Source organism: Parasaccharibacter apium (assembly GCF_002917995.1).
In the GTDB taxonomy this organism is placed as follows: domain Bacteria; phylum Pseudomonadota; class Alphaproteobacteria; order Acetobacterales; family Acetobacteraceae; genus Bombella; species Bombella apis.
In genome coordinates this window covers 24295-47354 of record NZ_LMYH01000002.1, presented here as the reverse complement: position 1 = coordinate 47354, position 23060 = coordinate 24295, and the positions used below count along the sequence as shown (strand labels likewise).

Here is a 23060-nt window from a genome sequence, read left to right as displayed (position 1 = left end):
GTCTTTGTAAAGGCTAAGAAGAGAGGAATCTATGTCTATAGAAATGATACCGGATATTTATTTATGTATTATGACAGCATTTTTAGGAGAGATATATCCTGAAATTCGTTTAATATCTGCGGATTACGGTGAGGATTTAGTTATTAGAGTACATATGGTTTTAGATAGACCTGTGAATGATGAGGATATTGAGGAGATGGATTGCGTGATTACAGAAATTGATGCTGCATTTAATTTGGAAGATGCATCAGATATAGAAGATAGAATTTTTTTCTCGGAGGAACCTCTTTGTGAAATAGAGACTCTCCCATATATCATTTATATGAGGTATGAAGAATAGTATGTTTGTATTGGATTTATAAGTTTACACAGTGAGGGTAGAATGCAGATTTCACAACGTGAAAGGAATATGAGGCTTGTAGGGGTATCACAAGCTTTACTTGGGGAGGTTCATAGAAATTTAAGATTTGTATCGGTTAATTTTATCGGGAATGATATACATGTAACATTCGCTTTTGATGAAAGTTCGAAGGGTAAGGTAAAAATGAATTTCTATAGGATTAAGAAAAAAATAGCCACAAGCTCTTTCTTAAAAGATGTTGGAGATATTATATTTTTAGCTATTTTATCAAATGAAAAATTTAACTCGGTGGGTAAGTTTGGGAGAATTATTTATGCTAGAAAAGAGTGTTAGTAGATGATATTTATATTTTTCCGATTAAATATTAAAAATAGATATTAGGGATAGGTTATGAATGTATCTGATGCAGATTTTTTTACATTTTATCAGAATTTTTTAGCAGTCATTGTTGCTGAAGGTGATGGTGACATGCCTTTTACAGTTGATTTGTTTGGAGCGGATGTAGTTGAGGAGATATGGTTTGAAAAGCGATGGCAGCTTTGACTCGATTGGGGTTTTCAGGGCTGATTTATTATCGTAGGGATGGATTCGATATTAGAATTATTCTGAAAAAAATGTTTCTAGATAAAAGTGAAGAGAATTGGCTTAATTGTTATTTTATTCCTACCGTTCTTGGTAAGGGTTTAGCTGTGAAGTATCTTATTTCTCTCGATGAAGAGAATGATCCGCAGGTTATCAATAATATTTGCGAAGAGTTTCGTAAGGATCTGGAGCGTATTTTTGATGAGCATGGTGTAGGATTTGATGTGGATCTGCCCTATGATAATTTGCTTTCACTTGATAGTAAATGAGGGGTTTTCGTATTTTATGGTATAGGCTGGGTTCTGTAATGAGAACCCGGTTTTTTTATTGTAAATCATGATACCGATTGCCCTTCCGTATAGGGCCTTGGACGTTCGTCGGTTATGGCAAGTCTCGTGATGCTGATGCGAGGGATGGCACGAACTGGAGTTCCAGCACGGTGAATGCCGACAAGGGAGACCTGATCCTGAAGGTTGGAGGTACGGCCATGATTATCGGGTCCAGCCTGAGTGCGGGACATGACATAGGTATTGATGCGTCCTCGGTTGCGTTCAGGGCGGTGTCGCGGAGCCTGAAACAGACGCAGGACAGCATGTCCAGCTATTACGGTGTCAGCGGTGGTCTTACCGGGGATTCCGTGCTCGGGAGCGTGGTGCAGTCCGCGCTTGCGGCGAGCCACAGGGCAAGGGCAGCACCGTGCTGCGGACCTTCAATGCCATGCAGGGGGCCTATCAGCTGGGTACGGGGCTGAGTACGGCCGTGATACTGGTTTTCTCGAAACTGTTCAGTCTGTCCAGCAGCACGCAGGTCTCCAGTAGTGGGGGAAGTGACGGCAGCAGCAATGGCGGCAGCGGGTCTCTTGTCGGTGTGTCGGTCTCGTTTGACATGTCGAAGACCAGAAGCCACTCCGAACAGGAGCAGAGCACGGTTCTGGGCAGCATGGCCACAGCGGGCAACCGGCTTTCCATCGTGGCCCGTGGCGATCATCCGGGGTTGGCGGATGACGGGTCGATCAGTGCCATTGCGGCGCAGCTGGCTGCGAAGAACAATATTGATCTTGAAGCGGGCTGGAACCGTCAGAGTGCCCTGAACCACACCACGCAGAAGGGCCTTTCGGTTGGTGTTGAAGCGAGTGTGGGCACGAGCGGTGTTGGCTTCAGCCTATCTGCCTCCGGGTAGATGCAGCGGACGAACATGGAGAGCCATCAGGCGACAGCGGTTGATACGGTCCTGAATGCGACCAATAGCGTCAGCCTGACATCCGGTGGCAGGACCACGCTGAAGGGAGCGGAGGTCAATGCGCCCCGGATTGATGTAAAGGCGGCGGAACTGGAGATTACCAGCCCGCAGAACACGTCGGATTACCGCAGCACGGCCATGCAGGCGACGGCTGGGGTGAAGATACCGCTTTATGGTACTGGTGGCAGTGTCTCTGCGAGCTATCAGAACCAGAAGACGACGGATCATTTTGCGTCGACGGGGAAGGTGCTTTCCGGCCTGTATGCGGGCGATCAGGGGATCGGGATTGACGTTGCGGGCAAGACGAGCCTGACAGCAGGCGTGATCTCCAGCACGGCGTCCCGTGAGAAGAGCCACTTTAATACGGGCAGTCTGGAAGCCCACAGCCTTGGGAACAGTTTTGCATGGAAGAGCCAGAGCGTGGGCTTCTAGGCGGGTGTCGGGAGCGACACGCTTTCCGGGTCAATGACGAAGATAATGATCAGCTTCGGCACGGGCATGGCTTAGAACTCCATGAGCATGCTGGGCGGGAACCGTTCGCATGATGAGAGCAGTGAAAGCCAGTCCGCGCCCCCTGAGTGAATATGCCTTGGGGAAGTGTCGGTGGGTGTACCAGCACTTCACGAACTTATGGAAGAAGCAGGACAGGGAAATTGGGACAGTTTTGTGATGTCTTTCCCTAAAGATGGGCCTGTTTCAATGAAGTTCCATCATACGTGATAAAAATCGCTTAAAGAGTCGGCACATCAAGCGGTAAAAATGCCGCTCCCAGATAGCAGGAAGCCATAGCGGCTGGCCGGAAGCGGTATAGCTGGGCGGGGCGTCCTACGGTTGGGCGGTCGTAGGTGCCGGTTTCTTCCACAAGCTGCTGATGCAGGACAAGGCGGCGGAAGTTGGGCTTGTGCATGAGGCGGCCAGATACCGTTTCCATCGCCTGTTGCAGCTGTAGAAGAGTGAAAGACGAGGGAAGCAGTTCAAAAACGGCTGGACTGTAGCGGGTGCGGGCACGTAGCCGGGACAGGGCCGTGGCCAGAAGGCGACGGTCATCCCGGTCCGTGTTTTTCTGTTTGGGCGGGCTGCGTGGCACCAGCCCGGATTCCCACAGCAGTTCGTAACGCTCCAGAACACGGGTATCGTCCCACGGCAGGCCATCCAGCCCAAAGGCTGGAGCGATGCGGCTCTGGCGTTCCTCATTGTCGTCGGCCCATTGCCTGATGGCCGTGATGAACTCGGCCAGCTGCTTGTTGCCGCTTTCGTCCCGGCGGTCTTCCCAGGGGAAACGCTGGTAAAGCGAACCGTGACAGCCCCGTGGATGGCTGTGGCTCAGGGCCAGATAGGTGATGTGAATATGGGGCGTCTGTTCCCGTATGGGAAAGGAGCTGAATGTATAGAGCTGCTCCATGTAACCGATGGGGCAGTGTGTCAGGGTTTCCGCCCAATGGCAGAGGCGTTTCTGCAGGGAATGATGGCTTTCCTCCAGGGGGGGAGTGTCCCGGTCATGGCGCAGCAGGGCGACGTGGGGTGCATCATCGCCCAATGTCATGAGAACGGTAATCAGGTCTGTCGGGCAAAGGCTCTGGAAGGTCATTGAGGATGAGGAGCAAGCTGGCGGAAATGGCTGTACAGGGTCTGTAAATGGTCGGATGAAAGCCCCGGGGGAACGCCGTGGTCAAGAGGGATGCTGACCGTCAGGGGATGGGAGGAGAGGGACAGCATCCGGGGGCTGGTCATCATGTCGTTCAGGAGCCCCTGCATGGCGATGGGTACGTTGCGCTGGATCCATGAACTCTGAAGCAGATCATGCAGGGGCTCCTGCCAGTTGGTCAGACTGACGGACAGAATGCCAGAAAAGGCCGGGACATAAAGTTTGCCACCAAGGGAGAGATGCGGCGGTGGCGTGTCCTGTTTTCCCGGAGCCACCGGATGGATGGTGGCACTGAGCTCATGAAGCCTGAGCTGTAACGGAATGTCAGGCCAGGAGGATGTGGCATGATCGGTTTCTGGCGGCAATCTGAGGGGTGTCGTGCTGGTGCCGGGTAGCAGGGCAAAAGCAGCATGAACCTGTTCCACCCGAAAATTCTGTAGAAATGAGGAGGGATAGGTCAGCTCCCTGGCCGTGATGGCAGCGGAAAGCAGCGGCCTGTTCTGCAGGGCAGGGTCAGGTTGCGACAGGGACTGCGGTGCAAAACGGATGGTCCCGGCAGTGTGATTCAGCATGAGGCTGTGTGGCAGGCGGGAGGAGGCCAGTTCCAGTTCAGCAATGCGGAAATGTGCCCAGTACAGGGGCAGCGTGCCGTGGTCATGGCATCTGGCATCTGGTGGACAGGGAAGACTTTCCTTGCTGATGCGCAGCTTTGCCTTGCGCAGGCGCAGGGTCAGGCTTTCGCCGTTGCGGACCATGCGGAGGATGGTGCTGTCCGGCAGCTGTAGTGGAAGTTCGGTCCGTGTGGTCAGGGAATGTGCCCAGTCCAGCCAGTTCCCACCCAGGCGGAGCATGGGGGTGGCCCCGACAATATCGGCCCCGTTGAGATGGGTGTGAAAGGACACGCCGTAAAGCCGACGCCAGGCCCCGAAAGGCCATCCTCTGGCAGAGGTTTTCTGTATGGTCAGGATTGGGGTGGGACCGTCCGAAGGCAGGGACTGGACGGCCAGATGGGCCAGCTGGTTGGAAAGCAGGGCCTGCGTCCGAAGGTACAACCCCCAGCTGCCTGCCAGAAGAGCGAGGAACAGACAGGAGGTGATCAGGATGGAACGGCGGCGGAACAGGCTCAAGATTTGTCCTCCGCTGTGGAAGAAGGACAGAACGACGGGCCTGTTACTTTGTCCCCAGAAGGTTCTTCACCTTTTGTAGAGTAATCACACCAGAATGTTGATACGGGGCAAAAAGGGAGGCCTTCTGCAGTCCTCATGAAATGTGTTGTATTACAGATGGTTAGGCAGATACCCACAGGGCAGCACTTTCATGGTCTATACCTGCGTCCATTCCGTGCGGGACAGGAATTACTGGTTATCCTTCTTCACATCCACAGAGTTTTCCACAGCTTCATGGGGCAGGTCATGTTCCTGGCAGAGTGCCTCCCAGGCGCCGCTGATGGCCGGTATGAGGTCACGTCCCTTCAGGCTGGCGGCGAGAGGCTTCCCGATGGCAACCCGGAGCGTGCCGGGGTATTTCCGCCACGGGGAATGTGGCCAGAACAGGCCGGAATTCGTCACTACGGGAAGGATGGGGCAGGTGGCCTGTCGGGCCAGAGCGATGACGCCATTCTGTAGCGGAACAGCCTGACCGGGTTTCGTGCGTGTGCCCTGCGGGAAGATGATGATCTGTCGCCCGGCTCCCTGTGCTTTTGCCACGGCATCCATCATGCCCCGCAGGGCCTGAGATCCGCCGGAACGATCGACAGGAATCATGCCGCTGAGAATGAGCATGGGGCCGACCAGCGGAATGGATGTCAGTTCCTTCTTGATGACATAGGCCGGCAGCGGCACGGTATTCATCCAGACAAAACCATCAAAGAAAGACTGATGCTGTGAGGCAATGAGCGCAGGGCCATCAGGCAGGTTCTCCTGCCCGCTGATGACGATGCGGATGCCGCAGAGGCGTTCCAGCCCCCAGAGCACGGCCCTGGACCAGAGCTTGGCATAGCCCAAGGCGGCATCCCGCCGGTTGAGCAGGCGGATGGGAAAGGCGAAGACCCCCATGACGAGGGTCAGAATCAGGAGATACAGGTTGAACAGGCTGCCACGGACGAGACTCATCATAATGCTCCCTGCATGGCGCAGAATCTATCCGAAGAGCAAGGGAAAAAGATGGGCGAGCCAGAAATCAGGCGGGAGGTGTTCCTGAAGCTGGAGGAACAGGGCGGAATCCTTCCTGGGCATGGTCCGGCTGGTGGAGGACCATGAGACGGATGAAGGCCCCGATCAGCTTTCCGTACTGGCTGAACATCAGCAGCATGGTGTGTGGATGAAAGGGGGTGCTCATGGCGGGAGGCTGCACCCAGTAGGGGGTGAACTGAAGCTGCGGGGCAATATCGTGGAACTCCAGCAGGGAGCGGCGCATGTGATACCCCGCCGTGACCAGAACAAGATGATGCAGGTTTTTCTGCTTTGCCCATTGGGCGGTTTCCCATGCATTGCCGATGGTAGTGGCGGCCCGATATCCAAGGCTGATGCGCTGCGTCAGATCCGGCGGCAGCGGGCCGATTCCCGTGGCGGCCAGAATATGGTTCAGCCCCGTATGGGGGGAAACGCCGGAGATCAGGAGCAGTCGCTCCGGTTTCTGCTGGAGCAGGGCAATTCCGGCTTCTATGCGGTTTTTGCCGCCCGTCAGCGCAACGATGCCGTCGCAGTCAGCCGGGATGCTGTGCAGGTCCGGTGAGGGGCGCAGGGCATCGGCACAGAAATAAATGAAACTGGCCAGCATGAGCCATCCTGCGATGGTCACCCCACCAGAGAAGAGAGACCAGACAGTGGGGCCCGGCCGTTTCATGATGCCTGTTGCTCCTGTCTGGCACAGACCAGATGCACCATGGCCCAGCCCGCCAGTGCCATCAGGACCGGCATCAGGGAAAAGGCCAGCCAGAGCCGGACTGGCAGCAGTGATGGAGAGATGAAGGACGACATGCTTCCCTCTGCGGGTGGCAGGCGCAGCAGAGGGTGCAGAGCAGCGGTGATGAGGCCCAGTGAAGGCAGGAGCAGGACGATGCCTGCAAGGCTGCCCAGAAAGGCCATCAGGGCGACCCGCCGGGCAAAAATACGGTGAAGGACGGACAGCTTTCCGCCCAGTCTCCACAGGACGGCCTGCTGCTGCCGGTTGGCCAGAGCGACGGTTCTGGCTGCCAGATAGAGCAGGGCGGGAACGATCAGGGCTGCTGCCAGCCCAGCCATCAGGGCGACATGGCGTGCAGTCTGCTGGAGGACTGTCATGAGTGGGGTAAGCTTTGTCAGCTGGGGCGGCGGCGGAACGATGATGGCCTCTGGGGCGGTGCTGTGAACAAAGGCGGCCAGTCTGGTCATGTCCCCATGATACGAGAGGGTGAGAATCCTGGGGAGAGGCCCCTCCCACGGGGCGGACCATGCGGCCAGAAGTCGGGAAACCTCCTGCTCTGGCAGGAGGGTGGCGTGGGTTTCGGGGAATGTGGCGGTCAGGGCTTTGGGCAGGCTGTCCGCCAGGGCGGGAGCCTCCTTGCCGATCACAGGCAGGGCGATGACGATCTGGCTGTTCACCTGTCCTTCCCAGCGTTGGACAGCTCCATCCACACCATGGGGCAGGGCCAGAGCCAGCCCGGCCAGCCATGTGACGAGACAGAGGCCAAGCAGCAGGGGCCACAGGGCAGGCCGGTCTGTAGCACGGGACAGGCATGTCATGGGAGCAGCCTTTCATCTCTGGGGGACAGGATCAGCGGGGCTGCCAGATCATTCCCGGAGGCAGAAGAAATGGAGACTTCCGGTGATGGGGGGAGTCGGGGCAGGGTCAGGAGCTGGTCATCAGGGTCTGTCCCTTCTGGCTGGTGCTGCATGGCCAGAAGGGTTGTGGTGCCATTTCTGGCCAGGCCCCGCAGGGTGGAAAGAAGATGATCCCGCAGGACAGGGCAGAGGGTCAGGGCTGGTTCATCTACCAAGACGATGGAAGGCTGGGTGATCAGGGCCCGGGCACAGGCGGCCCGCATTCTCATGGTCTGACTGAGTGAGTGAGGAAGAAGCTGTGCATGGCTCTCCAGCCCGAACCAGCGGATGATGGAGTCGGTTTCCCGTTTCACATCTGCTCTGCGCAGGTGGTTCAGCTCCAGCGGCAGGGCAATATTGTCCGCCAGCGTCAGGCGGTCCATGAAAAGGGGGGCTGCCTCGATGTACCCGATGCGCTGCTGGAGCTGCCTGCGACCCCGTGCGGAAAGACCGGGTCCTGCGGCATGGTTGAGGAGGGTCATCATCCCGCCCGTGGCAGGGCGGCGCAGGGCGATGGTATCCAGCAGGGCTGTCTTGCCCGCTTCGGCAGGGCCTGTCACCCAGAGGGTGCCACCCCGTTCCAGCCGCAGGGACAGGTGCTGCACGCCACCCGGCACGAGAGACGTGCCGACAGGCAGCGGAAGCGTCTCCAGGGCGATCATGCAGGGTTCCGCATGGCTGTGCCTCAGAGCCTCCGGGCCAGCCAGGCCGCCGCCGTGGAGGAGGCTGCTGCCAGAGCCATGAGGAGCAGACCATCCTTTATCAGCCCGTGCGGTGTAAGGGTGTGACCGGCTACCATGAGCTGTTCGGGGATGGTATGGGCGATGTGGTTGACGATCTCATGCGTCTGCTGGTCTTCCGTGAGGGACCCGAGATTGGCCGTGGCAACGGTGACAAGGTGCGGCAGCAGGGACCAGCCGACGCCAAGGATGAGCAGGATGGGAGCAAACAGTTCTGTCAGCTGAATGAGAAAGCTGAACACGAAATGCGCCACGGCCCATATGAGGTTGAGCAGGACCCGCCCCATGATGGCTCCGCCCTGCTGCTGGCGTGATGGCGTGGCCGAGAGCAGGCGTTCGCCCCGTGCCGGGGAGGAATGGGAGGAAGAGGGCGATGTATCCATGAATGTTTCAGACCTTCCTGCAAGACAGCCGGGCTGGCAATGGCATAGTAATGGCGAGGGAGACGGAAAGCAGGGCGGAGGGGCCTCTGTTCTGTCCTCCTGCTTCTGCACCTAGCTTCAAGAGAGGCGTAATGCAAATCTTACCCACGCTGGATGAAAAAGATGTCCATGTTCTTCTTCTGGATCCAGCCGGTCCTGCTCACAGTCGGGTCCATGAGCTTCTGCGCAGGGAGGGGATGGATGTTGTCTGCCGGCAGAGTGCTGAAATGATGCTGGAAGTGCTGGAGGCCCGCTGTCGTATCAATCAGGTGGACATGGTCATCTGCTGCACTCTCCAGAAAGGCATGAGCGCCGGGCAGTTCGTTCGCCGTGCCAAGGCGACTCCTGCCATGCAGGGCGTACCGGTGCTGATGCTGACGGAGGATGTATCCTCACGGGTTGAGCTGGACTGCTTTGAAAGCGGGGCCGATGCCTACCTTTCCAGCTCTGCCCATTCTGACCTGCTGTTGCTGCGGATACGCACGCTCCTGCATCTGGCGGAAGAAAAGCGCCAGCTTCATCCCCAATGGCACATGCGGCGGGCCAGGGTTGTCATCGTCCGTGCCCCTGATGATGAGACCCTGCTGGATTTCTGGAATGACCCCAGCATCATGGATCATGAAAACAGCCGGGACGGCACGGAGGAGGCTGGGCTGGGGGAGCTTCTCTGGCGGGATGGACACACGGTGACCTCTGTCACCCGCTCCAGTGATCTGCTGAATGGCGGCTGGCTGACAGGCCCGGACGGGCCGGACTGCATCGTGCTGGAGGACATACAGGATAACGAGACAGACCTCGCTTTCTGCCGTCTGCTGGACCAGCGCCGCCAGGCCCTGCGGGAGCAGGGGGGTACACCGTTCCGCATTCTCTGCATCATACAGGCAGCCCGCTTCCGGGGTGAATCCTGCGTGGCTTTTCTGGAAGCTGGCCTGGAGGACCTTGTTCCGAGTGACATGACGCCCATGGTGCTGGCTCTGCGCATCCGGGCCATGGTCCGGCGGCGGCGGGAGAATGAGGCGTTTCATCAGCGGGAGATGGAACGCCAGCAGTCGGCTCTGGCGCTGGAGGCTGCACAGGCGCAGGCCTCGCTGGCGGAGGCTCTGGCCAGAGCCAACAAGGAGCTGGCCAAGGCGAATGAGGAGCTGGTGCAGACACAGGCCCGACTGGTCCAGACGGCCAAGATGGCTTCATTGGGAGAGCTGGTGGCCGGCATTGCCCATGAGATCAATAATCCTCTGGCGTTCACTCTGGGTCATGCCGATACGGTCGAGCGATGCCTGCACTGGATGGATACTGTCGTGCAGGATGAGGATGGTCAGACCCGCATTCGGCGGGCCAGGGACCGTCTGGCTGCGATGAAGACAGGGCTGGGGCGTATCCGGGACCTGGTCGTGCGTCTGCGCCGTTTCTCCCGTCTGGAAGAAGGAGAGTGGCGCATGGTGGATGTGGGCGAGGCGATAGAGACAGGGCTGGCCTTGGTCCGCCATAGGCTTGGCAGGTCCATTGCCGTGGACTGCCAGCTTGAGGCACCCCGGCAGCTGGTCTGCCAGGAAACACTGTTCCATCAGGCTGTCATGAATCTCATTGCCAATGCTGCCGATGCGCTGAATGATATGCGGCGGGAAGGGCAGAAGCATCATGATGGGCTGATACGGATTGCGACCCGTCTTTACGATGATGTTTATGAAATTACGGTAAGTGACAATGGTCCAGGCATAAAAGAGTCGATCCGCCCCTGGATTTTTGACCCGTTCTTCACCACGAAGGCGCAGGGGGAAGGGACAGGGTTGGGCCTTTCCATCGTTCATGGCATCGTGCAGGCCCATGGTGGAACCATCGACGTGACAGACGCCTGTGAGGCTGGAGATGGCTGCCAGAAAGATGGGCAGACCAATGGCGGGCGTGGTGCATATTTCGTGATTCGCCTTCCTGTCCACGAGACGGCAGAAGGCTGGGCTGTGCGGGAGCCTGAACGGTACAGGGCACAGGAGGAAGTAAAAACGGCATGAACGAGCCTTACAGTATCGAGGCCCAACCTTGTGTTCTTCTGGTGGATGATGAGGAAGAGATTCTCGTGGCACTCGGGGATCTGCTGGAGGAAAGCTGCACGGTTCTGACAGCGGCCGAGCCTGGCAGGGCCCTTGCCCTGCTGGCCGCCCATCCGGAGATTTCGGTCATCATTTCAGACCAGAGGATGCCGGGCATGACAGGGGACCAGTTTCTCAGCCGTGCCAGTGCCTGCTCCGACGCCCGGGCTATTCTGCTGACAGGATATGCGGATCTGGATGCCGTTGTGGCAGCCCTGAATCACGGCAGGATCGTTGCCTATGTGCACAAGCCGTGGGAGGCGGACCATGTGCTGTCCCTCGTCCATGAGGCACACAGGACATGGCAGGCCCAGAGGGCCCTGAAGGTGGAGCAGGCCCTGTTGCATGGCCTCATGGAGAGCCTGCCGTTCGGTCTGGTTTTTTCCGATGCGCAAGGCCGTTGTATCCGCAGCAACCGGCATCATCAGGGGACGTGCGAGAGTGACCATTACACGGCCATTCTTCAGCCTGTGATTGCCCGTCTGCGGGAAAAGGTCTGGGAGGACGGGCAGGCAGAGGAGCTTCTGGAGGTCGTGGCGGAAGATGGGCAGAGACGCTGGCACGAGATTGTCCGCCTGGCGCTGAAATGGCCGGAGGATGTCCCGCTGAAAGAGGCCTGGCAGGTCAGCATGGATCGGGACGTGACCCAGCGTGTGATGGTGGAAGACCGGCTGAACCGGGGTGAGCGGCTGGAAGCCCTGGGTCGTCTGGCCGGTGGTGTCGCGCATGATTTCAACAACCTGCTCACCATTCTGGGTAATTGTCTGGAGGCTCTTTCCGGGCAGTTGCAGGGAGATGAAGCGGCCCGTGCCACCCAGAAGAAATGGCTGGCCCGGGCGTTGGAGACCGTGGAACGGGGGGAAGGGCTGACCCGCCGTCTGCTTCAGTTTGGCCGGGCGGGGCGGAATGGTGGGACGGTGCGCCCGTTTGACATCGCGGCTTTTCTGGAGGAGCGGGCCAGCCTGTTCCGGCATGGTTTTTATGGAGCCGTCCCGGCCATCCGTTTTGTGCTGGACCTCCCGGAAGGGACTGTTCCCCCTGTATTGACCTGCCCGGAACAGCTGGAAATGGCCCTGCTCAATCTGTGTGTGAATGCCCGGGATGCGATGCCTGATGGCGGGACCGTGACTCTTTCTGCCAGCCGGATACGCCATGTCCTGCCTGCTGCCCCATCCAGTTGCGAGCAGGATCATGCGCTGGCCCTTGATGTCCGGGACGAAGGGGAAGGCATGAGTGAAGAGGTCCAGCGCCATATTTTTGAGCCTTTTTTCACCACCAAGCAGGCGGGGAAAGGCACAGGGCTGGGGCTGGCTGGCATTTACAGTTTCGTTCTGGCCCATCATGGGGATGTTGTTGTGCAGAGCCAGCCCGGAGAGGGAACGGTGATGCGTCTTCTGTTACCCTTGCTGAAACAGTGAGCCGAAGACATTTCGGAGGGGAGCGGTTCCCATTTTGGTGCCTCCAGTTATGATGGATCGCACGAACATAAATTGATGAAGGAAGGGGGATGGCATGGCCGATAGGGAAGCCTGTTTTGTTCAGCCGCAGGAAGATGATGCAGCACAGGCCATCACGGCCATCGGGGATGAACTGGCGCTGTTCGATGACTGGATGGAGCGTTATCAGTACATCATCGAGATGGGGAGGAAACTGCCGGACTTTCCGCAGGATTGGCAGGATGACGCTCACCGGGTGCCGGGTTGCCAGAGCCAGGTCTGGCTTGAAGCTGAGGAAAAAAACGGATGTCTGTTTTTTGCTGGTGCGTCTGACGCCGCTATCGTTCAGGGGCTGGTGGCGTTGCTGCTGCGTGTCTATTCCGGTCGTACACGGGATGAGATTCTGGCGACTGACCCGGTTTTTCTGCATGAGCTGGGATTGGTGAAGGCGCTTTCAGCCAATCGGGGCAATGGCGTGGAGGCCATGGCAAAAGCCATCCGGCAAAGAGCCGCCGCAGTCTGAGCCGTTGGCCGGAACAGAAAATGCCCTCTGGCGGTAAAACCAGAGGGCCTTTTCATGCAGGGGCTGTCCCCGTGTCTCAGTGCGTGGCCGGAGCCGCAGCATCGGTGGCAGGCATGTCGGACTTCATCGGGTTGGAGCTGTCCTTCACGCTGTCAGCTGTAGCTTCAGCCTTTTCGGCCGGCTTGGCGCTGGCGGCATCCTGAGTGTTGCACTTGCTGAATTTGCCGTTCTTGTCGCGGCAGGGCTTGGCCTTCGGCTTTTCACACTTTGTGAACTGACCTTTCTCATTGCGGCAGTGGTGAGCCTTGCCATGAGAGGCGGCAAAGGCAACCTGGCTGGTCAGGGCACTGGCAATGAGGGCGAATGTGGCCATGCGACGGAACATCATGGGGGTTTTCCTTCTGTCAGAACAGGGAACGAATAGGCTGGCATTATCCTATACAGGAAATTCAGGCTGGTGATAGTGAAGTCTATGTTATTTTTAAAGAATAACGGCCAGTCATTACCAAATATTATCAATTGAGGTTGGGTGGGGGACAGGGCTCTGGAATTGTCTCCATCGTCCCGGGTTACTGATAGTGCTGCACGGGAAGGATATTGGCTGCTGGCCTGTATGGTCCGGGATCAGTCGCATGATGAAAAAAGGGGAGGCCCGGCTGGACCTCCCCTTTTCTGTTTTGTGACAACCTGTTTGTCAGGGTCTCACTTCTTCTCGGCCTGTTCCGGCAGAGCATAGGCGATCAGATAATCACCCATCCGGCTCAGGAAGGAGCCATGCCCACCAGCGTAGGTCACGATGTACTGGCGACCGTTGATGCTGTAGGTCATCGGTGCAGACTGTGCCCCGGCAGGGAGACGGTCTTTCCAGATGACATGGCCGGTCGTCAGGTCATAGGCCCGGATGTAGTAGTCCTGCGATGATGTCAGGAAGGCTACATTGCCAGCCGTTGCCAGCGGGCCACCAAGGCTCGGGACACCGATCTTGATGGGTGGCAGCTGGATCGGGAGGGACGAGCCATGCAGGGAGTCACGCAGCGTACCATTGCGGTGCTGCCAGACAACCTTGTTGGTGCGCAGGTCGATCCCGGCGACAGCCCCCCACGGTGGCGTGCGGCACGGCACGAAAAGGCCGAACTTGGCAAACAGCGGGTCCAGGAAGGGATGCAGGTTGACGGCGTACGGGATGCCGTAATTCGGCTGGAGACCCGTCTCACCGCCGCTGCCACCCTTGTCACCATTCGGGTCGGGCCAGCGCGGGTTGCCCGGGCCACGGGGAACCAGAGTGGAGACGAACGGAATGGAGATGGGGTTGGAGAAGGCTACCTGGCGGCGAGGATCAACCGCAAGGCCGCCCCACTCGAACATGCCCAGATCGCCAGGGAAAACCAGCGTCCCCTGCGTGGAAGGCGGCGTATAGGGCCCCTCGTAACGCAGGCTGTGGAAGTAGATGCTGCACACCATCTGGTCAAGGATCGTGGCCCCCCAGATGTCACGGTCGGACAGCGGATCTTTCGGGCGCAGGCTCAGCTCGGAATGGGGCTGGGTCGGGCTTGTATGGTCACCCGTGGCAGCGCCACCCGGGGCAGGAACCTCCGGTGCCGGAACGATCGGCTTGCCGGTGCGGCGGTCCAGAACAAAAATGTCACCACTCTTGGTCGGGATGTAGATGGCCGGAACCAGGCTGCCATCCTTCTGGGTGATGTCCACAAGGTTGGGCTGTGCGGAGGCATCCATGTCCCAGAGGTCATGATGGACGGTCTGGTAGAACCAGACGAGCTTGCCCGTGTCCGCATTCAGCGCAATGACACCCGGCGGATAGCGTTCGGCATCCTTGTCACGGTAGCCACCCCACTGGTCAGGCGTGCCAACCCCCATGGGGATGTACACCATGTTCAGGTTCTTGTCGTAAGACGAGACGGACCAGGAGTTGGGGGAGTTCGGATGGAAATGCGGATGCTCTTCGCTCGGCATTTCATTCGGGTCAGGATTGGCGGCGTCGAATACCCAGACAAGCTTGCCCGTGTAGACGTCATAGGCCCGTGTTGCCCCGGAAGGCTGGTGGACGGAGCCGTTGTCCTTCACTGCACTGTTGACGATGATCAGCTTGTCGGTAACGACGGGCGGTGATGTCGGGGCATACTCCCCAGCCGTCGTGTAAGGCTGGTGGGAGAAGCGCAGATCGACCTGGCCGTTGTCCCCAAAGCCCTGGCAGACCTTGCCTGTCTGTGCGTCGATCTCGACCATGCGGCCGTCATTGACCATGGCAATGATGCGCTTGGTGCAGTCTGTCGTGGTGACAGGCTGGCCGCTGCTGTCGACGGCATTTTCAGGCTTCGTGTGGGCACTGACGCCACGGCATGTCAGATGCTGGAAGCCAGGATTGACGTTCAGCTTGGGGTCGAACACCCATTTCGTCTTCCCGGTCACGGCATCGACGGCAAAGACCTTCTGATGCAGGGAGCAGAAATAGAGTGTGTTGTCGAACTCCAGCGGCGTGGCCTCGTTGGTGGCCTCACCCGGGTCGCGGGACTTGTCCGGCAGGTCACCGGTCCGCATGACCCAGGCAACCTTCAGCTGGTTGACGTTCTGGCTGTTGACCTGTGTCAGAGGGGACCAGTGATTGCCATCCTGCGTGCGTGCGTAGGAGGTCCAGTCACCATCCGGCACGTTGTCCGGGTTTGCCGGGCTGGCATTGACCTGCTCTGTAGGCAGCGAACCACCGATGTCATACGGGTCCATGAAGGCGGAAACCACCAGTGCCAGGGCACTGAGGACCACGCCGATGCCCAGAGGAATGGTGGCCAGCCGGTTGGCGGCCAGCGGACGGCGGATGAAAGGAAGCAGCAGGACGATGCCGATGACGATGACCACATCCAGCCGGGGCACGAGGCTCCAGAGGTTGAGGCCTACGAGGCAGAGAGCCCAGATGAGCGTGCCAAGCAGGACGACCGCATAGACAGCAAGGCCGATCGGCTTCCGTTTATGGACGAAGAACGCGCTGAGCAGCGTGCCCAGCCCGCTGATGAGATAATAGAAGGGACCGCCTTCGCTGATGGCATAGATACCACCGGCAACCAGCAGCAGGCCGACGATCGCCATGAGGATGGCAACCAGCGAGACCCAGATTCCCCCCGTACGGGAAGTGGAGGACATGGATAAGCCTCAGTGTTGTTAAACTCGATCACTCAACCTGGATAAGCGTTGCCCTGACAGGAATGTCCCGTCATGGATGATGATCTCTTGCCTTTAAGCACAGGGAAGGGGCCATGGGTCAAGCATCAGGGGGTAATAATTCGGACTGGATGAGTGCCTCTATCATCATATTCACAACCATGTGATAGTTACTTCACAATGGTTAATGTTCACTGCTCAAAAAACATGCCGTTCTGATGCGGTTTTTGCTTGAGGCCGTCCCCCGTTGTCCCTATAAGCGCCAACAGGTCGTGCACGCGCCCGGGCCATATGATGTGGCATGCCCGGCCGTGCGGTTTCCGTTGTCCGCCAGGGGAATGGGAACTTCAGAACTGTAAGGAGATGAAAATGCCCAAATTGAAGACGAAGTCTTCGGTCAAGAAGCGGTTCAAGATCACCGCGACTGGCAAGGTGACCTGTGGTCCCGGCAACAAACGCCATGGCCTGATTAACCGTCCGCAGAAGATGAAGCGCAGCAACCGTGGTCCGCAGACAATGACGGACATGGATGCCCGTACCGTCAAACAGTGGGCACCCTACGGGCTGTCATAAGGAGTTAAGAAACCATGGCACGTGTTAAACGGGGTACGACCACCCACGCCCGTCACAAGAAGGTCCTTGATCTGGCCAAAGGCTATCGCGGGCGTTCTTCCACAAACTATCGCATCGCTCTGGAGCGCGTCGAGAAGGCACTGCGTTATGCCTATCGCGACCGCCGCAACAAGAAGCGTGATTTCCGCTCCCTGTGGATCCAGCGCATCAGCGCTGCCGTGCGTGAGCATGGCCTGACCTACAGCCGTTTCATCAACGGTCTGAACAAGGCCGGGATCGAGATCGACCGTAAGGTTCTGGCTGCCATCGCCTATGACGATGCAGCGGCCTTTGCCGAGATCGTACGCAAGGCTCAGGCAGCCCTGTAAGGGGATTCCTCATGCTTCATGGTCTGTTCCTGATGGACCGTGAGGAATGGGACTGATGATTGGCGGGCTGTTCTGGCAACGGAGCAGCCCGTTTTTCTTTGAGGCTGCTTCAGAAACGTTTCAACATCCGGACCTTCAGGGGCCGGGGCAGGAAGCGTTCCTGAAACAGGCTCATGAGATGATGGAAGACAGGCTATGGCCAATGACCTCGACACTCTGAAGGATGAGACACTGGCGGCCCTGAAACAGGCCAGCACCCATGGGGAATGGGATGCTGTCCGTGTGGGGACGCTGGGACGCTCAGGCAAACTGACCGGCCTGCTCCGGCAGCTCGGTTCGTTCTCGCACGAGGAGCGGAAAGAGCGGGGGCAGGCCCTCAACCGCCTGCGTGACGAGCTGACGGCCCTGATCGAGCAGCGTGGCAGGGAGATCGAGGAGCTGGCCCTCCAGCAGCGTCTGGCGGAGGAGACGGTGGACATCACCCAGCCCCCCGCCCCGGCACCGGCCGGTCTCATCCATCCCGTCAGCCGGACGATCGAGGAAATCACGACCATCTTCGGGGCGATGGATTTCCATGTGGCGGAAGGGCCGGACATTGAAAGCCAGTGGCACAATTTTTCCGCCCTGAACACGCCGGAACATCATCCGGCCCGGACAGAGCAGGACACGTTCTACCTTCCGGCAGCCGGAGAAGGCGAGGACCTGCGGGTGCTGCGGACGCAGACATCCGGCGTGCAGGTCCGCACCATGCTGGGTGAGAAGCCCCCCATCCGCATCATCGCACCGGGCCGGACCTACCGGGCCGATCATGACGCCACCCATTCCCCCATGTTCCACCAGTGCGAGGGGCTGGTCATCGAGAAAGGCATCACGCTGGGCCATCTGAAGGGCTGCCTGACCGAATTCCTGCGGGCCTTCTTTGGTCAGCCGGACCTGCCTGTCCGGTTCCGTGCCTCCTACTTCCCCTTTACCGAACCATCCATGGAAATTGACATCGGCTGGTCCCGGGAGACAGGCGTGATCGGTGCCGGGGCGGACTGGCTGGAAGTGCTGGGTGCCGGCATGGTCCATGCCCGGGTGCTGAGCAACTGCGGGCTGGACCCGGCAGAGTGGCAGGGCTTTGCCTTCGGCATGGGGATCGAACGTCTGGCCATGCTGAAGAATGGCATCACGGACCTGCGGTCCTTCTATGAAAGTGACCTGCGCTGGCTGCGTCATTACGGTTTTTCATCACTGTCCCCGGCAACGCTGACGGAGGGTTTCTGACATGAAATTTTCACTCTCATGGCTGCGGGATCACCTCGATTTTACCGCCTCTCTGGACGAGATATGCACGACGCTGAACCGCATCGGCCTTGAGGTCGAAAGCGTGGATGACCCGACGGAACGTCTGGCCGGGTTCCGTACGGCAAAGATTCTGGAGGCTTCCCCCCATCCGGATGCAGACCGCCTTCAGCTCTGCCGTGTCTCAGCCGGTCAGGGCTTCGAGGACGTTCAGGTCGTCTGTGGTGCGCCGAATGCCCGCACGGGGCTGCATGTCATTTTCGCTCCGCCGGGGACCTACATTCCCGGCAGTGACATGACGATCAAGCCCGGCAAGATTCGGGGACAGGCCAGCAACGGGATGCTCTGCTCCCTGCGGGAGCTCGGGATCGGTGAGGAGTCCAATGGCATTGCTGAACTGCCTGATGGTTCTCCGCTGGGTGAGGATTATGTCCGCCATGCCCGGCTGGATGACCCCGTCATCGAGATTGCCATCACGCCCAACCGTGGCGATGCGCTGAGCGTCCGGGGCATTGCCCGTGACCTCGCCGCTGCGGGGCTGGGCACCCTGAAGCCGTGGCTGACGGAGACGGTGGAGGGGCAGGGTGAAAGCCCGATCCAGTGGGAGATCAGCCACCCGGCCTGCCGTTATGTTACGGGGCGGCTGATCCGTGGCGTGAAGAATGGCCCCAGCCCGGCCTGGCTGAAGCGTCGTCTGGAGAGCGTGGGGCTGCGGCCGCAATCCGCCCTAGTGGATGTGACCAACTATCTGATGATGCATGTCGGGCGGCCGCTGCATGTTTTTGATGCCGCCCGCCTGACCGGTGACAGGCTTTCCCTGACATCCGGCACGGGGGAGCATTTCCGTGCGCTGGATGGGCAGGAGCTGGTTTTGGGCACGGATGATCTCGTCATTGCGGATGAGGCCGGGGTGCAGTCGCTGGCGGGCATCATTGGCGGTGAGGCCAGTGCGGTGACCGATGAGACGGTCGATGTCTTCGTGGAATCCGCCCTGTTTGACCCGGTGCGTATTGCCCTGACAGGCCGCCGCCTTGGGGTGCAGACGGATGCCCGTTACCGTTTCGAGCGTGGTGTGGATCAGGCTCTCGTACGTTCCGGTCTGGAAGCCGCCACGGCCCTGATCGTGGAGCTGTGTGGCGGCACGCCAAGTGAGGTGACCGAGGCGGGGGCGGAACCGGCATGGCAGAGAACCGCCAGCCTGCGTTTCGAGCGTCTGGCCTCGCTGGGCGGTCTGGAGATCGAGGCGGACAGGGCCGTGGACATCCTCGAGGCCCTGGGGTTTGAGGTGCAGGAGCGCACGGCAGAGAAGGCCGTGTTCTCCGTGCCGTCATGGCGGAATGACGTGGCGGCAGGGCATGGTCTGGCACAGGCTGTCACGCTCGATGCCGCTGTGGCCGAACGGGCTGCCGCCAGTGTGGAGGTCATGGAAGCCGAGGCCGATCTGGTCGAGGAGGTTCTGCGCATCCGTGGTCTGGATGAAGTTCCGGCCCTGTCCCTGCCCCGTGCCCATATGGTGCCTGCTCCAGCGGTGACACCACAGCAGGCCCGGGTAGCCCTTCTGCGCCGCCTGTGTGCGGGGCGTGGCCTGATGGAGACCGTTGGTTTTTCCTTCGTGTCCGATCAGGATGCGGCCCTGTTTGAAGAAGGACGGGAGCAGGACCGGTTGCTGAACCCGATTGCAACGGACCTGAACCAGCTGCGGCCGACACCAATCATCAACCTGCTGCGTGCCCTTGGGCGGAATCTGGCTCACGGGCAGGGCTTCAGCGGGGATGCCTCCTTCTTCGAGCTTGGCCCCTGCTTCGGGCAGCAGGGCACCCGTATGGTGCTGGCTGGTGTGCGGGGTGGCGTGAGTGGCCGAGCTCCGGGTCAGTCTGCCGAGGAACCATCATGGATGGATGCCAAGGCCGATCTCATGGCGGCTCTTGCAGCTCTCGGTGTGGCCGAGGCTTCCCTGAGCAGCACGGCGGATGCGCCGGGCTATTACCATCCGGGGCGTTCCGGTGTCGTGCGGCAGGGGCCCAAGCTGGTGCTGGGCAGCTTCGGTGAGCTGCACCCCCGTGTGGCCCGTCACTTCGGCCTGAGCGGCACAGTGGCGCTCTTTGAGATGACGCTGGACAGGGTTCCGCTGCCCAAGGTGAAGCGGAAGGCTGCCCCGACGCTGTCGGTCCTTCAGCCTGTCCGTCGTGACTTTGCCTTCCTGGCTGATGAAAAGGTGCAGATACAGGATGTGCTGAAGGCTGTCCGTATGGCAGACCGCAAGTTGATCACGGATGTGCGTCTTTTCGACATCTTTGAAGGTGGCTCCGTTCCGGCAGGGCATCGCTCTCTGGGAGTGGAGGTGACCCTCCAGCCGCAGAAAGACAGCCTGACGGATACTCAGCTTGATGCGCTGATGACGGCTGTAGAAAGTGCCGTCCAGAAGGCGACGGGGGCAACGCTGCGGCGTTGAGCCCTGCAACGGCGGGAAAGAAGGAGAGGCTGCCATGGTGGATGAGAGTGCCCCTGTAGAGGGTGAGGTTCCCCTTCATCACCATGGCCGGGTGATCTGGATTCTGGCCGGTGAGCCCAGTGGGGACAGTATCGGGGCCCGTCTGATGCAGGCCCTGCACCGCATTGACCCGATGCTGGTCTTTGCTGGTGTTGGCGGAGGGCGGATGGAGGCCCGGGGCCTGCGGAGCCTCTTCCCGATGGAAGACCTGACGGTCATGGGGTTCATGGAAGTCCTGCCCCGGTTGCGCCTTCTGTCACAGAGGCTGCTGGAAGCTGAGCAGGATATTGAGCTGCGCCGTCCTGATATTGTCATCACCATTGATAGCCCGGGTTTTTCGTTCCGGCTTCTGCGGCGCATCCGCAAGCTGAATGTCCGGCGCCTGCATTATGTAGCGCCGCAGACATGGGCCTGGCGGGAGAGTCGGGTCAAAGGGTATCGGGGGTTGTGGGACAGGCTGCTCTGCCTTTTCCCGTTTGAGGAAGCATGGTTTGCTGAACGGGGCCTGCCCGAGGCCCGGTTTGTCGGCCATCCCATCCTGCAATCGGGCGTGGCGCATGGTCAGGCACAGCGTTTCCATAAACGGCATGACATTCGGTCGGACAGCCCTATTCTGATCCTCATGCCGGGCAGCCGGTCCTCCGAGGTCCCAAAGCTGCTGCCTGTTTTTGAGAAGACTCTCGGAATTCTTCATGAACGTTTCCCCGATCTTCAGCCCGTCATTCCGGCTACGTCGGGCATGGCCCCACTCGTGAAAAAGATGGTGCGGCACTGGGCGGTTCACCCCTCCATCCTGACGGATACGGAGGACAAGCACGATGCTATCCGGGCTGCTGACTGTGCCCTGACCAAATCGGGTACATCCATTCTGGAGCTGGCCATAGGGCAGGTACCCATGGTGGTCACCTACAGGGTCAATCCGCTTTCAGCCCTGCTGGGGCGGCTTTTCCTGCGGCTTCCCTTCATTTCCATGATCAATATTCTGGCAGGGCGTGAAGTCGTGCCAGAACTGGTCCAGCATGACTGTACTCCCCAGAAACTGGCGGATGAAATTACTTCTCTCCTGACAGATGGGGCAAAGCGGCAGGCCCAGCAGGAGGCTTTTGCCGATATTCTGGCCATGCTGGAAGCTCCGGGCGGGGAGCTGCCTGCCATGTCAGCGGCCAGAGAGGTATTGGCACTGATGGAAACGCCATTGTCTGAATTGCGGCGCTCATGAAAAAAGCCTGTCCTTGTCAGGGGACAGGCTTTTTTCATGCCGAAGGATGGCAACCTGGGAGTGCTTTCAGCGCAGGAAGCCAACCAGCTTTTCTGCCTCGCTCACAATCGGTTCCGAGACGGCACGGGCCCGTTCGGCTCCCTGGCGCAGGACCTGCATGAGGTAAGCTTTGTCATCCATCAGGCGGCGGGTTTCATCGGCCACGGGGGCCAGTGTTTCGACCAGCAGGTCAGCCAGAGCCTGCTTGAAGGTGCCGAAGCCTTGGCCGGCAAACTGGCTCAGCACGTCAGCCAACGTCCTGTTGGACATGGCAGCGTAGATGGTCAGCAGATTGCGGGCCTCCGGGCGGCCTTCCAACCCGGCTTCCTCGGAGGGCAGAGGTTCGGCATCCGTGCGGGCCTTGCGGATCTTCTGGGCGATATCGTCTGCCGTATCATTCAGGATGATGCGACTCTGGGCAGACGGGTCGGACTTGGACATCTTCTTGCTGCCGTCCCGCAGGCTCATCACACGGGCAGCATGAGGCGGAATGAGCGGTTCAATCAGCGGGAAGAACTCGACACCCATATCGTGGTTGAACTTCTGTGCGATGTCATTGGCCAGCTCAAGATGCTGCCGCTGGTCGTCACCCACGGGCACCCGTGTGGCGTGGAAGGCCAGAATGTCCGCCGCCATGAGGTTGGGATAGACATACAGGCCAGCGGAATGGTTTTCCCGGTTCTTGCCTGCCTTGTCCTTGAACTGTGTCATGCGGTTCAGCCAGCCCAGACGGGACACGCAGTTGAAAATCCAGCCGAGGCGGGCATGGGCACTGACGGCGGACTGGTTGTACAGGCGGGTCGGGTCGATGCCGGAGGCCAGAAGGCAGGCAGTGGAGGCCAGTGTCTGTTCACGCAGGGCCTCCGGGGACCACGGCATGGTCAGGGAGTGCATGTCCACAAGGCAGAACAGGCAGTCATGGTCCTTCTGCAAGGTGACCCAGTTGCGGATGGCTCCGAGATAATTGCCCAGATGGGGAATGCCTGTTGGCTGGATTCCTGAAAAAACACGCTGCATGAACATGGTCCTGACAGAAGGAAAAGACAAAAGCCGCCCCGCTCAGAGGTGAGGGGACGGCGG

General features: G+C 59.1%; 23 protein-coding genes and 1 pseudogene. 14 read left to right on the top strand and 10 right to left on the bottom strand.

The genetic code is table 11. From position 1 onward, the window contains the following. The first annotated feature begins 31 nt into the window (after nucleotides 1–31). The 6 genes and pseudogenes from ASO19_RS00680 to ASO19_RS09200 all read left to right on the top strand — a co-directional run bounded on the left by ASO19_RS00680 (nucleotide 32) and on the right by ASO19_RS09200 (nucleotide 2614). Nucleotides 32–340: a hypothetical protein gene (locus ASO19_RS00680; protein ID WP_081563278.1), complete on the top strand. Its 309-nt coding sequence runs from the start codon at nucleotides 32–34 to the stop codon at nucleotides 338–340. 42 nt (nucleotides 341–382) lie between these two features. Continuing rightward, nucleotides 383–694 carry a hypothetical protein gene (locus tag ASO19_RS09035; protein ID WP_146046895.1) on the top strand — a complete coding sequence of 104 codons (312 nt, stop codon included), beginning with the start codon at nucleotides 383–385 and terminating at the stop codon, nucleotides 692–694. 57 nt (nucleotides 695–751) lie between these two features. Next, nucleotides 752–904, top strand: a complete 153-nt coding sequence (locus tag ASO19_RS09100) for a hypothetical protein (RefSeq protein WP_181005172.1) — start codon at nucleotides 752–754, stop codon at nucleotides 902–904. Continuing rightward, nucleotides 892–1212: a hypothetical protein gene (locus ASO19_RS00675; RefSeq protein WP_103765193.1), complete on the top strand. Its 321-nt coding sequence runs from the start codon at nucleotides 892–894 to the stop codon at nucleotides 1210–1212. The genes ASO19_RS09100 and ASO19_RS00675 overlap by 13 nt, the downstream gene beginning before the upstream one ends. A gap of 77 nt (nucleotides 1213–1289) precedes the next feature. Beyond that, nucleotides 1290–1694: a hypothetical protein gene (locus ASO19_RS09205; RefSeq protein WP_146047071.1), complete on the top strand. Its 405-nt coding sequence runs from the start codon at nucleotides 1290–1292 to the stop codon at nucleotides 1692–1694. Next, nucleotides 1661–2614 (top strand): annotated as a pseudogene (locus ASO19_RS09200) (hemagglutinin repeat-containing protein). The gene ASO19_RS09205 and the pseudogene ASO19_RS09200 overlap by 34 nt, the downstream one beginning before the upstream one ends. A gap of 298 nt (nucleotides 2615–2912) precedes the next feature. Here the strand turns inward: ASO19_RS09200 and ASO19_RS00660 are convergent. From ASO19_RS00660 to ASO19_RS00630, 7 genes are all read right to left on the bottom strand, one after another. Continuing rightward, nucleotides 2913–3770 (bottom strand): NUDIX hydrolase, encoded by an 858-nt coding sequence (locus ASO19_RS00660; RefSeq protein WP_103765191.1) that lies wholly within the window; start codon nucleotides 3768–3770, stop codon nucleotides 2913–2915. Beyond that, nucleotides 3767–4954: a hypothetical protein gene (locus ASO19_RS00655; protein WP_103765190.1), complete on the bottom strand. Its 1188-nt coding sequence runs from the start codon at nucleotides 4952–4954 to the stop codon at nucleotides 3767–3769. The genes ASO19_RS00660 and ASO19_RS00655 overlap by 4 nt, the downstream gene beginning before the upstream one ends. Before the next feature lie 228 nt (nucleotides 4955–5182). Further along, nucleotides 5183–5938, bottom strand: coding sequence for a lysophospholipid acyltransferase family protein (locus ASO19_RS00650; RefSeq protein WP_103765189.1), 756 nt, complete (start codon nucleotides 5936–5938; stop codon nucleotides 5183–5185). 67 nt (nucleotides 5939–6005) lie between these two features. Continuing rightward, nucleotides 6006–6671, bottom strand: coding sequence for a YdcF family protein (locus ASO19_RS00645; RefSeq protein ID WP_081563284.1), 666 nt, complete (start codon nucleotides 6669–6671; stop codon nucleotides 6006–6008). Further along, nucleotides 6668–7549, bottom strand: a complete 882-nt coding sequence (locus ASO19_RS00640) for a hypothetical protein (RefSeq protein WP_103765188.1) — start codon at nucleotides 7547–7549, stop codon at nucleotides 6668–6670. The genes ASO19_RS00645 and ASO19_RS00640 overlap by 4 nt, the downstream gene beginning before the upstream one ends. Next, complete coding sequence (locus tag ASO19_RS00635; RefSeq protein ID WP_043557917.1) at nucleotides 7546–8289, bottom strand: ATP-binding cassette domain-containing protein; 744 nt, start codon at nucleotides 8287–8289, stop codon at nucleotides 7546–7548. Before ASO19_RS00635 ends, ASO19_RS00640 begins: the two co-directional genes overlap by 4 nt. Nucleotides 8290–8312: 23 nt before the next feature. Continuing rightward, the gene (locus ASO19_RS00630) at nucleotides 8313–8750 is read right to left on the bottom strand and encodes a hypothetical protein (protein WP_043557919.1); all 438 of its coding nucleotides are present in this window, start codon (nucleotides 8748–8750) and stop codon (nucleotides 8313–8315) included. Between the two features lie 131 nt (nucleotides 8751–8881). On the opposite strand from ASO19_RS00630, the gene ASO19_RS00625 reads away from it, so the two are divergent. The 3 genes from ASO19_RS00625 to ASO19_RS00615 all read left to right on the top strand — a co-directional run bounded on the left by ASO19_RS00625 (nucleotide 8882) and on the right by ASO19_RS00615 (nucleotide 12835). Further along, nucleotides 8882–10798 carry an ATP-binding response regulator gene (locus tag ASO19_RS00625; protein WP_103765187.1) on the top strand — a complete coding sequence of 639 codons (1917 nt, stop codon included), beginning with the start codon at nucleotides 8882–8884 and terminating at the stop codon, nucleotides 10796–10798. After that, entirely contained in the window at nucleotides 10795–12294 is a 1500-nt protein-coding gene (locus tag ASO19_RS00620; RefSeq protein ID WP_103765186.1) for an ATP-binding response regulator, read from the top strand. Before ASO19_RS00625 ends, ASO19_RS00620 begins: the two co-directional genes overlap by 4 nt. Nucleotides 12295–12388: 94 nt before the next feature. Continuing rightward, nucleotides 12389–12835 carry a SufE family protein gene (locus ASO19_RS00615; RefSeq protein WP_043557920.1) on the top strand — a complete coding sequence of 149 codons (447 nt, stop codon included), beginning with the start codon at nucleotides 12389–12391 and terminating at the stop codon, nucleotides 12833–12835. Nucleotides 12836–12911: 76 nt separating this feature from the next. Here ASO19_RS00615 and ASO19_RS09180 read toward each other — a convergent pair whose 3' ends face one another. Beyond that, nucleotides 12912–13223 (bottom strand): hypothetical protein, encoded by a 312-nt coding sequence (locus ASO19_RS09180; protein ID WP_197981626.1) that lies wholly within the window; start codon nucleotides 13221–13223, stop codon nucleotides 12912–12914. Between the two features lie 314 nt (nucleotides 13224–13537). Next, on the bottom strand, nucleotides 13538–15988 hold the full coding sequence (locus ASO19_RS00605) for a membrane-bound PQQ-dependent dehydrogenase, glucose/quinate/shikimate family (protein ID WP_043557921.1): 2451 nt from the start codon (nucleotides 15986–15988) through the stop codon (nucleotides 13538–13540). Nucleotides 15989–16375: 387 nt separating this feature from the next. Here ASO19_RS00605 and rpmI point away from each other — a divergent pair, with 387 nt between their 5' ends. The 5 genes from rpmI to lpxB all read left to right on the top strand — a co-directional run bounded on the left by rpmI (nucleotide 16376) and on the right by lpxB (nucleotide 21941). Next, nucleotides 16376–16579 carry a 50S ribosomal protein L35 gene (rpmI, locus tag ASO19_RS00600; protein ID WP_043557923.1) on the top strand — a complete coding sequence of 68 codons (204 nt, stop codon included), beginning with the start codon at nucleotides 16376–16378 and terminating at the stop codon, nucleotides 16577–16579. Nucleotides 16580–16593: 14 nt separating this feature from the next. Beyond that, nucleotides 16594–16947: a 50S ribosomal protein L20 gene (gene rplT / locus ASO19_RS00595; RefSeq protein WP_043557924.1), complete on the top strand. Its 354-nt coding sequence runs from the start codon at nucleotides 16594–16596 to the stop codon at nucleotides 16945–16947. Nucleotides 16948–17142: 195 nt separating this feature from the next. After that, nucleotides 17143–18213 carry a phenylalanine--tRNA ligase subunit alpha gene (gene pheS, locus ASO19_RS00590; protein ID WP_103765185.1) on the top strand — a complete coding sequence of 357 codons (1071 nt, stop codon included), beginning with the start codon at nucleotides 17143–17145 and terminating at the stop codon, nucleotides 18211–18213. Between the two features lies 1 nt (nucleotide 18214). Next, nucleotides 18215–20683, top strand: coding sequence for a phenylalanine--tRNA ligase subunit beta (gene pheT, locus ASO19_RS00585; RefSeq protein ID WP_103765184.1), 2469 nt, complete (start codon nucleotides 18215–18217; stop codon nucleotides 20681–20683). A gap of 34 nt (nucleotides 20684–20717) precedes the next feature. Further along, complete coding sequence (gene lpxB / locus ASO19_RS00580; RefSeq protein ID WP_081563289.1) at nucleotides 20718–21941, top strand: lipid-A-disaccharide synthase; 1224 nt, start codon at nucleotides 20718–20720, stop codon at nucleotides 21939–21941. A 66-nt stretch (nucleotides 21942–22007) separates the two neighbouring features. Here lpxB and trpS read toward each other — a convergent pair whose 3' ends face one another. Continuing rightward, on the bottom strand, nucleotides 22008–22997 hold the full coding sequence (gene trpS, locus ASO19_RS00575; protein ID WP_103765197.1) for a tryptophan--tRNA ligase: 990 nt from the start codon (nucleotides 22995–22997) through the stop codon (nucleotides 22008–22010). Nucleotides 22998–23060: the final 63 nt, after the last annotated feature.

Bases quoted from the DNA above. Each gene is read 5' to 3' on its own strand.
- ASO19_RS00680 (WP_081563278.1), top strand. From the start codon at position 32: ATGTCTATAGAAATGATACCGGATATTTATTTATGTATTATGACAGCA.
- ASO19_RS09035 (WP_146046895.1), top strand. From the start codon at position 383: ATGCAGATTTCACAACGTGAAAGGAATATGAGGCTTGTAGGGGTATCA.
- ASO19_RS09100 (WP_181005172.1), top strand. From the start codon at position 752: ATGAATGTATCTGATGCAGATTTTTTTACATTTTATCAGAATTTTTTA.
- ASO19_RS00675 (WP_103765193.1), top strand. From the start codon at position 892: ATGGCAGCTTTGACTCGATTGGGGTTTTCAGGGCTGATTTATTATCGT.
- ASO19_RS00660 (WP_103765191.1), bottom strand. From the start codon at position 3,770: ATGACCTTCCAGAGCCTTTGCCCGACAGACCTGATTACCGTTCTCATG.
- ASO19_RS00650 (WP_103765189.1), bottom strand. From the start codon at position 5,938: ATGAGTCTCGTCCGTGGCAGCCTGTTCAACCTGTATCTCCTGATTCTG.
- ASO19_RS00645 (WP_081563284.1), bottom strand. From the start codon at position 6,671: ATGAAACGGCCGGGCCCCACTGTCTGGTCTCTCTTCTCTGGTGGGGTG.
- ASO19_RS00640 (WP_103765188.1), bottom strand. From the start codon at position 7,549: ATGACATGCCTGTCCCGTGCTACAGACCGGCCTGCCCTGTGGCCCCTG.
- ASO19_RS00635 (WP_043557917.1), bottom strand. From the start codon at position 8,289: ATGATCGCCCTGGAGACGCTTCCGCTGCCTGTCGGCACGTCTCTCGTG.
- ASO19_RS00630 (WP_043557919.1), bottom strand. From the start codon at position 8,750: ATGGATACATCGCCCTCTTCCTCCCATTCCTCCCCGGCACGGGGCGAA.
- ASO19_RS00625 (WP_103765187.1), top strand. From the start codon at position 8,882: ATGCAAATCTTACCCACGCTGGATGAAAAAGATGTCCATGTTCTTCTT.
- ASO19_RS00620 (WP_103765186.1), top strand. From the start codon at position 10,795: ATGAACGAGCCTTACAGTATCGAGGCCCAACCTTGTGTTCTTCTGGTG.
- ASO19_RS00615 (WP_043557920.1), top strand. From the start codon at position 12,389: ATGGCCGATAGGGAAGCCTGTTTTGTTCAGCCGCAGGAAGATGATGCA.
- ASO19_RS09180 (WP_197981626.1), bottom strand. From the start codon at position 13,223: ATGATGTTCCGTCGCATGGCCACATTCGCCCTCATTGCCAGTGCCCTG.
- ASO19_RS00605 (WP_043557921.1), bottom strand. From the start codon at position 15,988: ATGTCCTCCACTTCCCGTACGGGGGGAATCTGGGTCTCGCTGGTTGCC.
- rpmI (WP_043557923.1), top strand. From the start codon at position 16,376: ATGCCCAAATTGAAGACGAAGTCTTCGGTCAAGAAGCGGTTCAAGATC.
- rplT (WP_043557924.1), top strand. From the start codon at position 16,594: ATGGCACGTGTTAAACGGGGTACGACCACCCACGCCCGTCACAAGAAG.
- pheS (WP_103765185.1), top strand. From the start codon at position 17,143: ATGGCCAATGACCTCGACACTCTGAAGGATGAGACACTGGCGGCCCTG.
- pheT (WP_103765184.1), top strand. From the start codon at position 18,215: ATGAAATTTTCACTCTCATGGCTGCGGGATCACCTCGATTTTACCGCC.
- lpxB (WP_081563289.1), top strand. From the start codon at position 20,718: ATGGTGGATGAGAGTGCCCCTGTAGAGGGTGAGGTTCCCCTTCATCAC.
- trpS (WP_103765197.1), bottom strand. From the start codon at position 22,997: ATGCAGCGTGTTTTTTCAGGAATCCAGCCAACAGGCATTCCCCATCTG.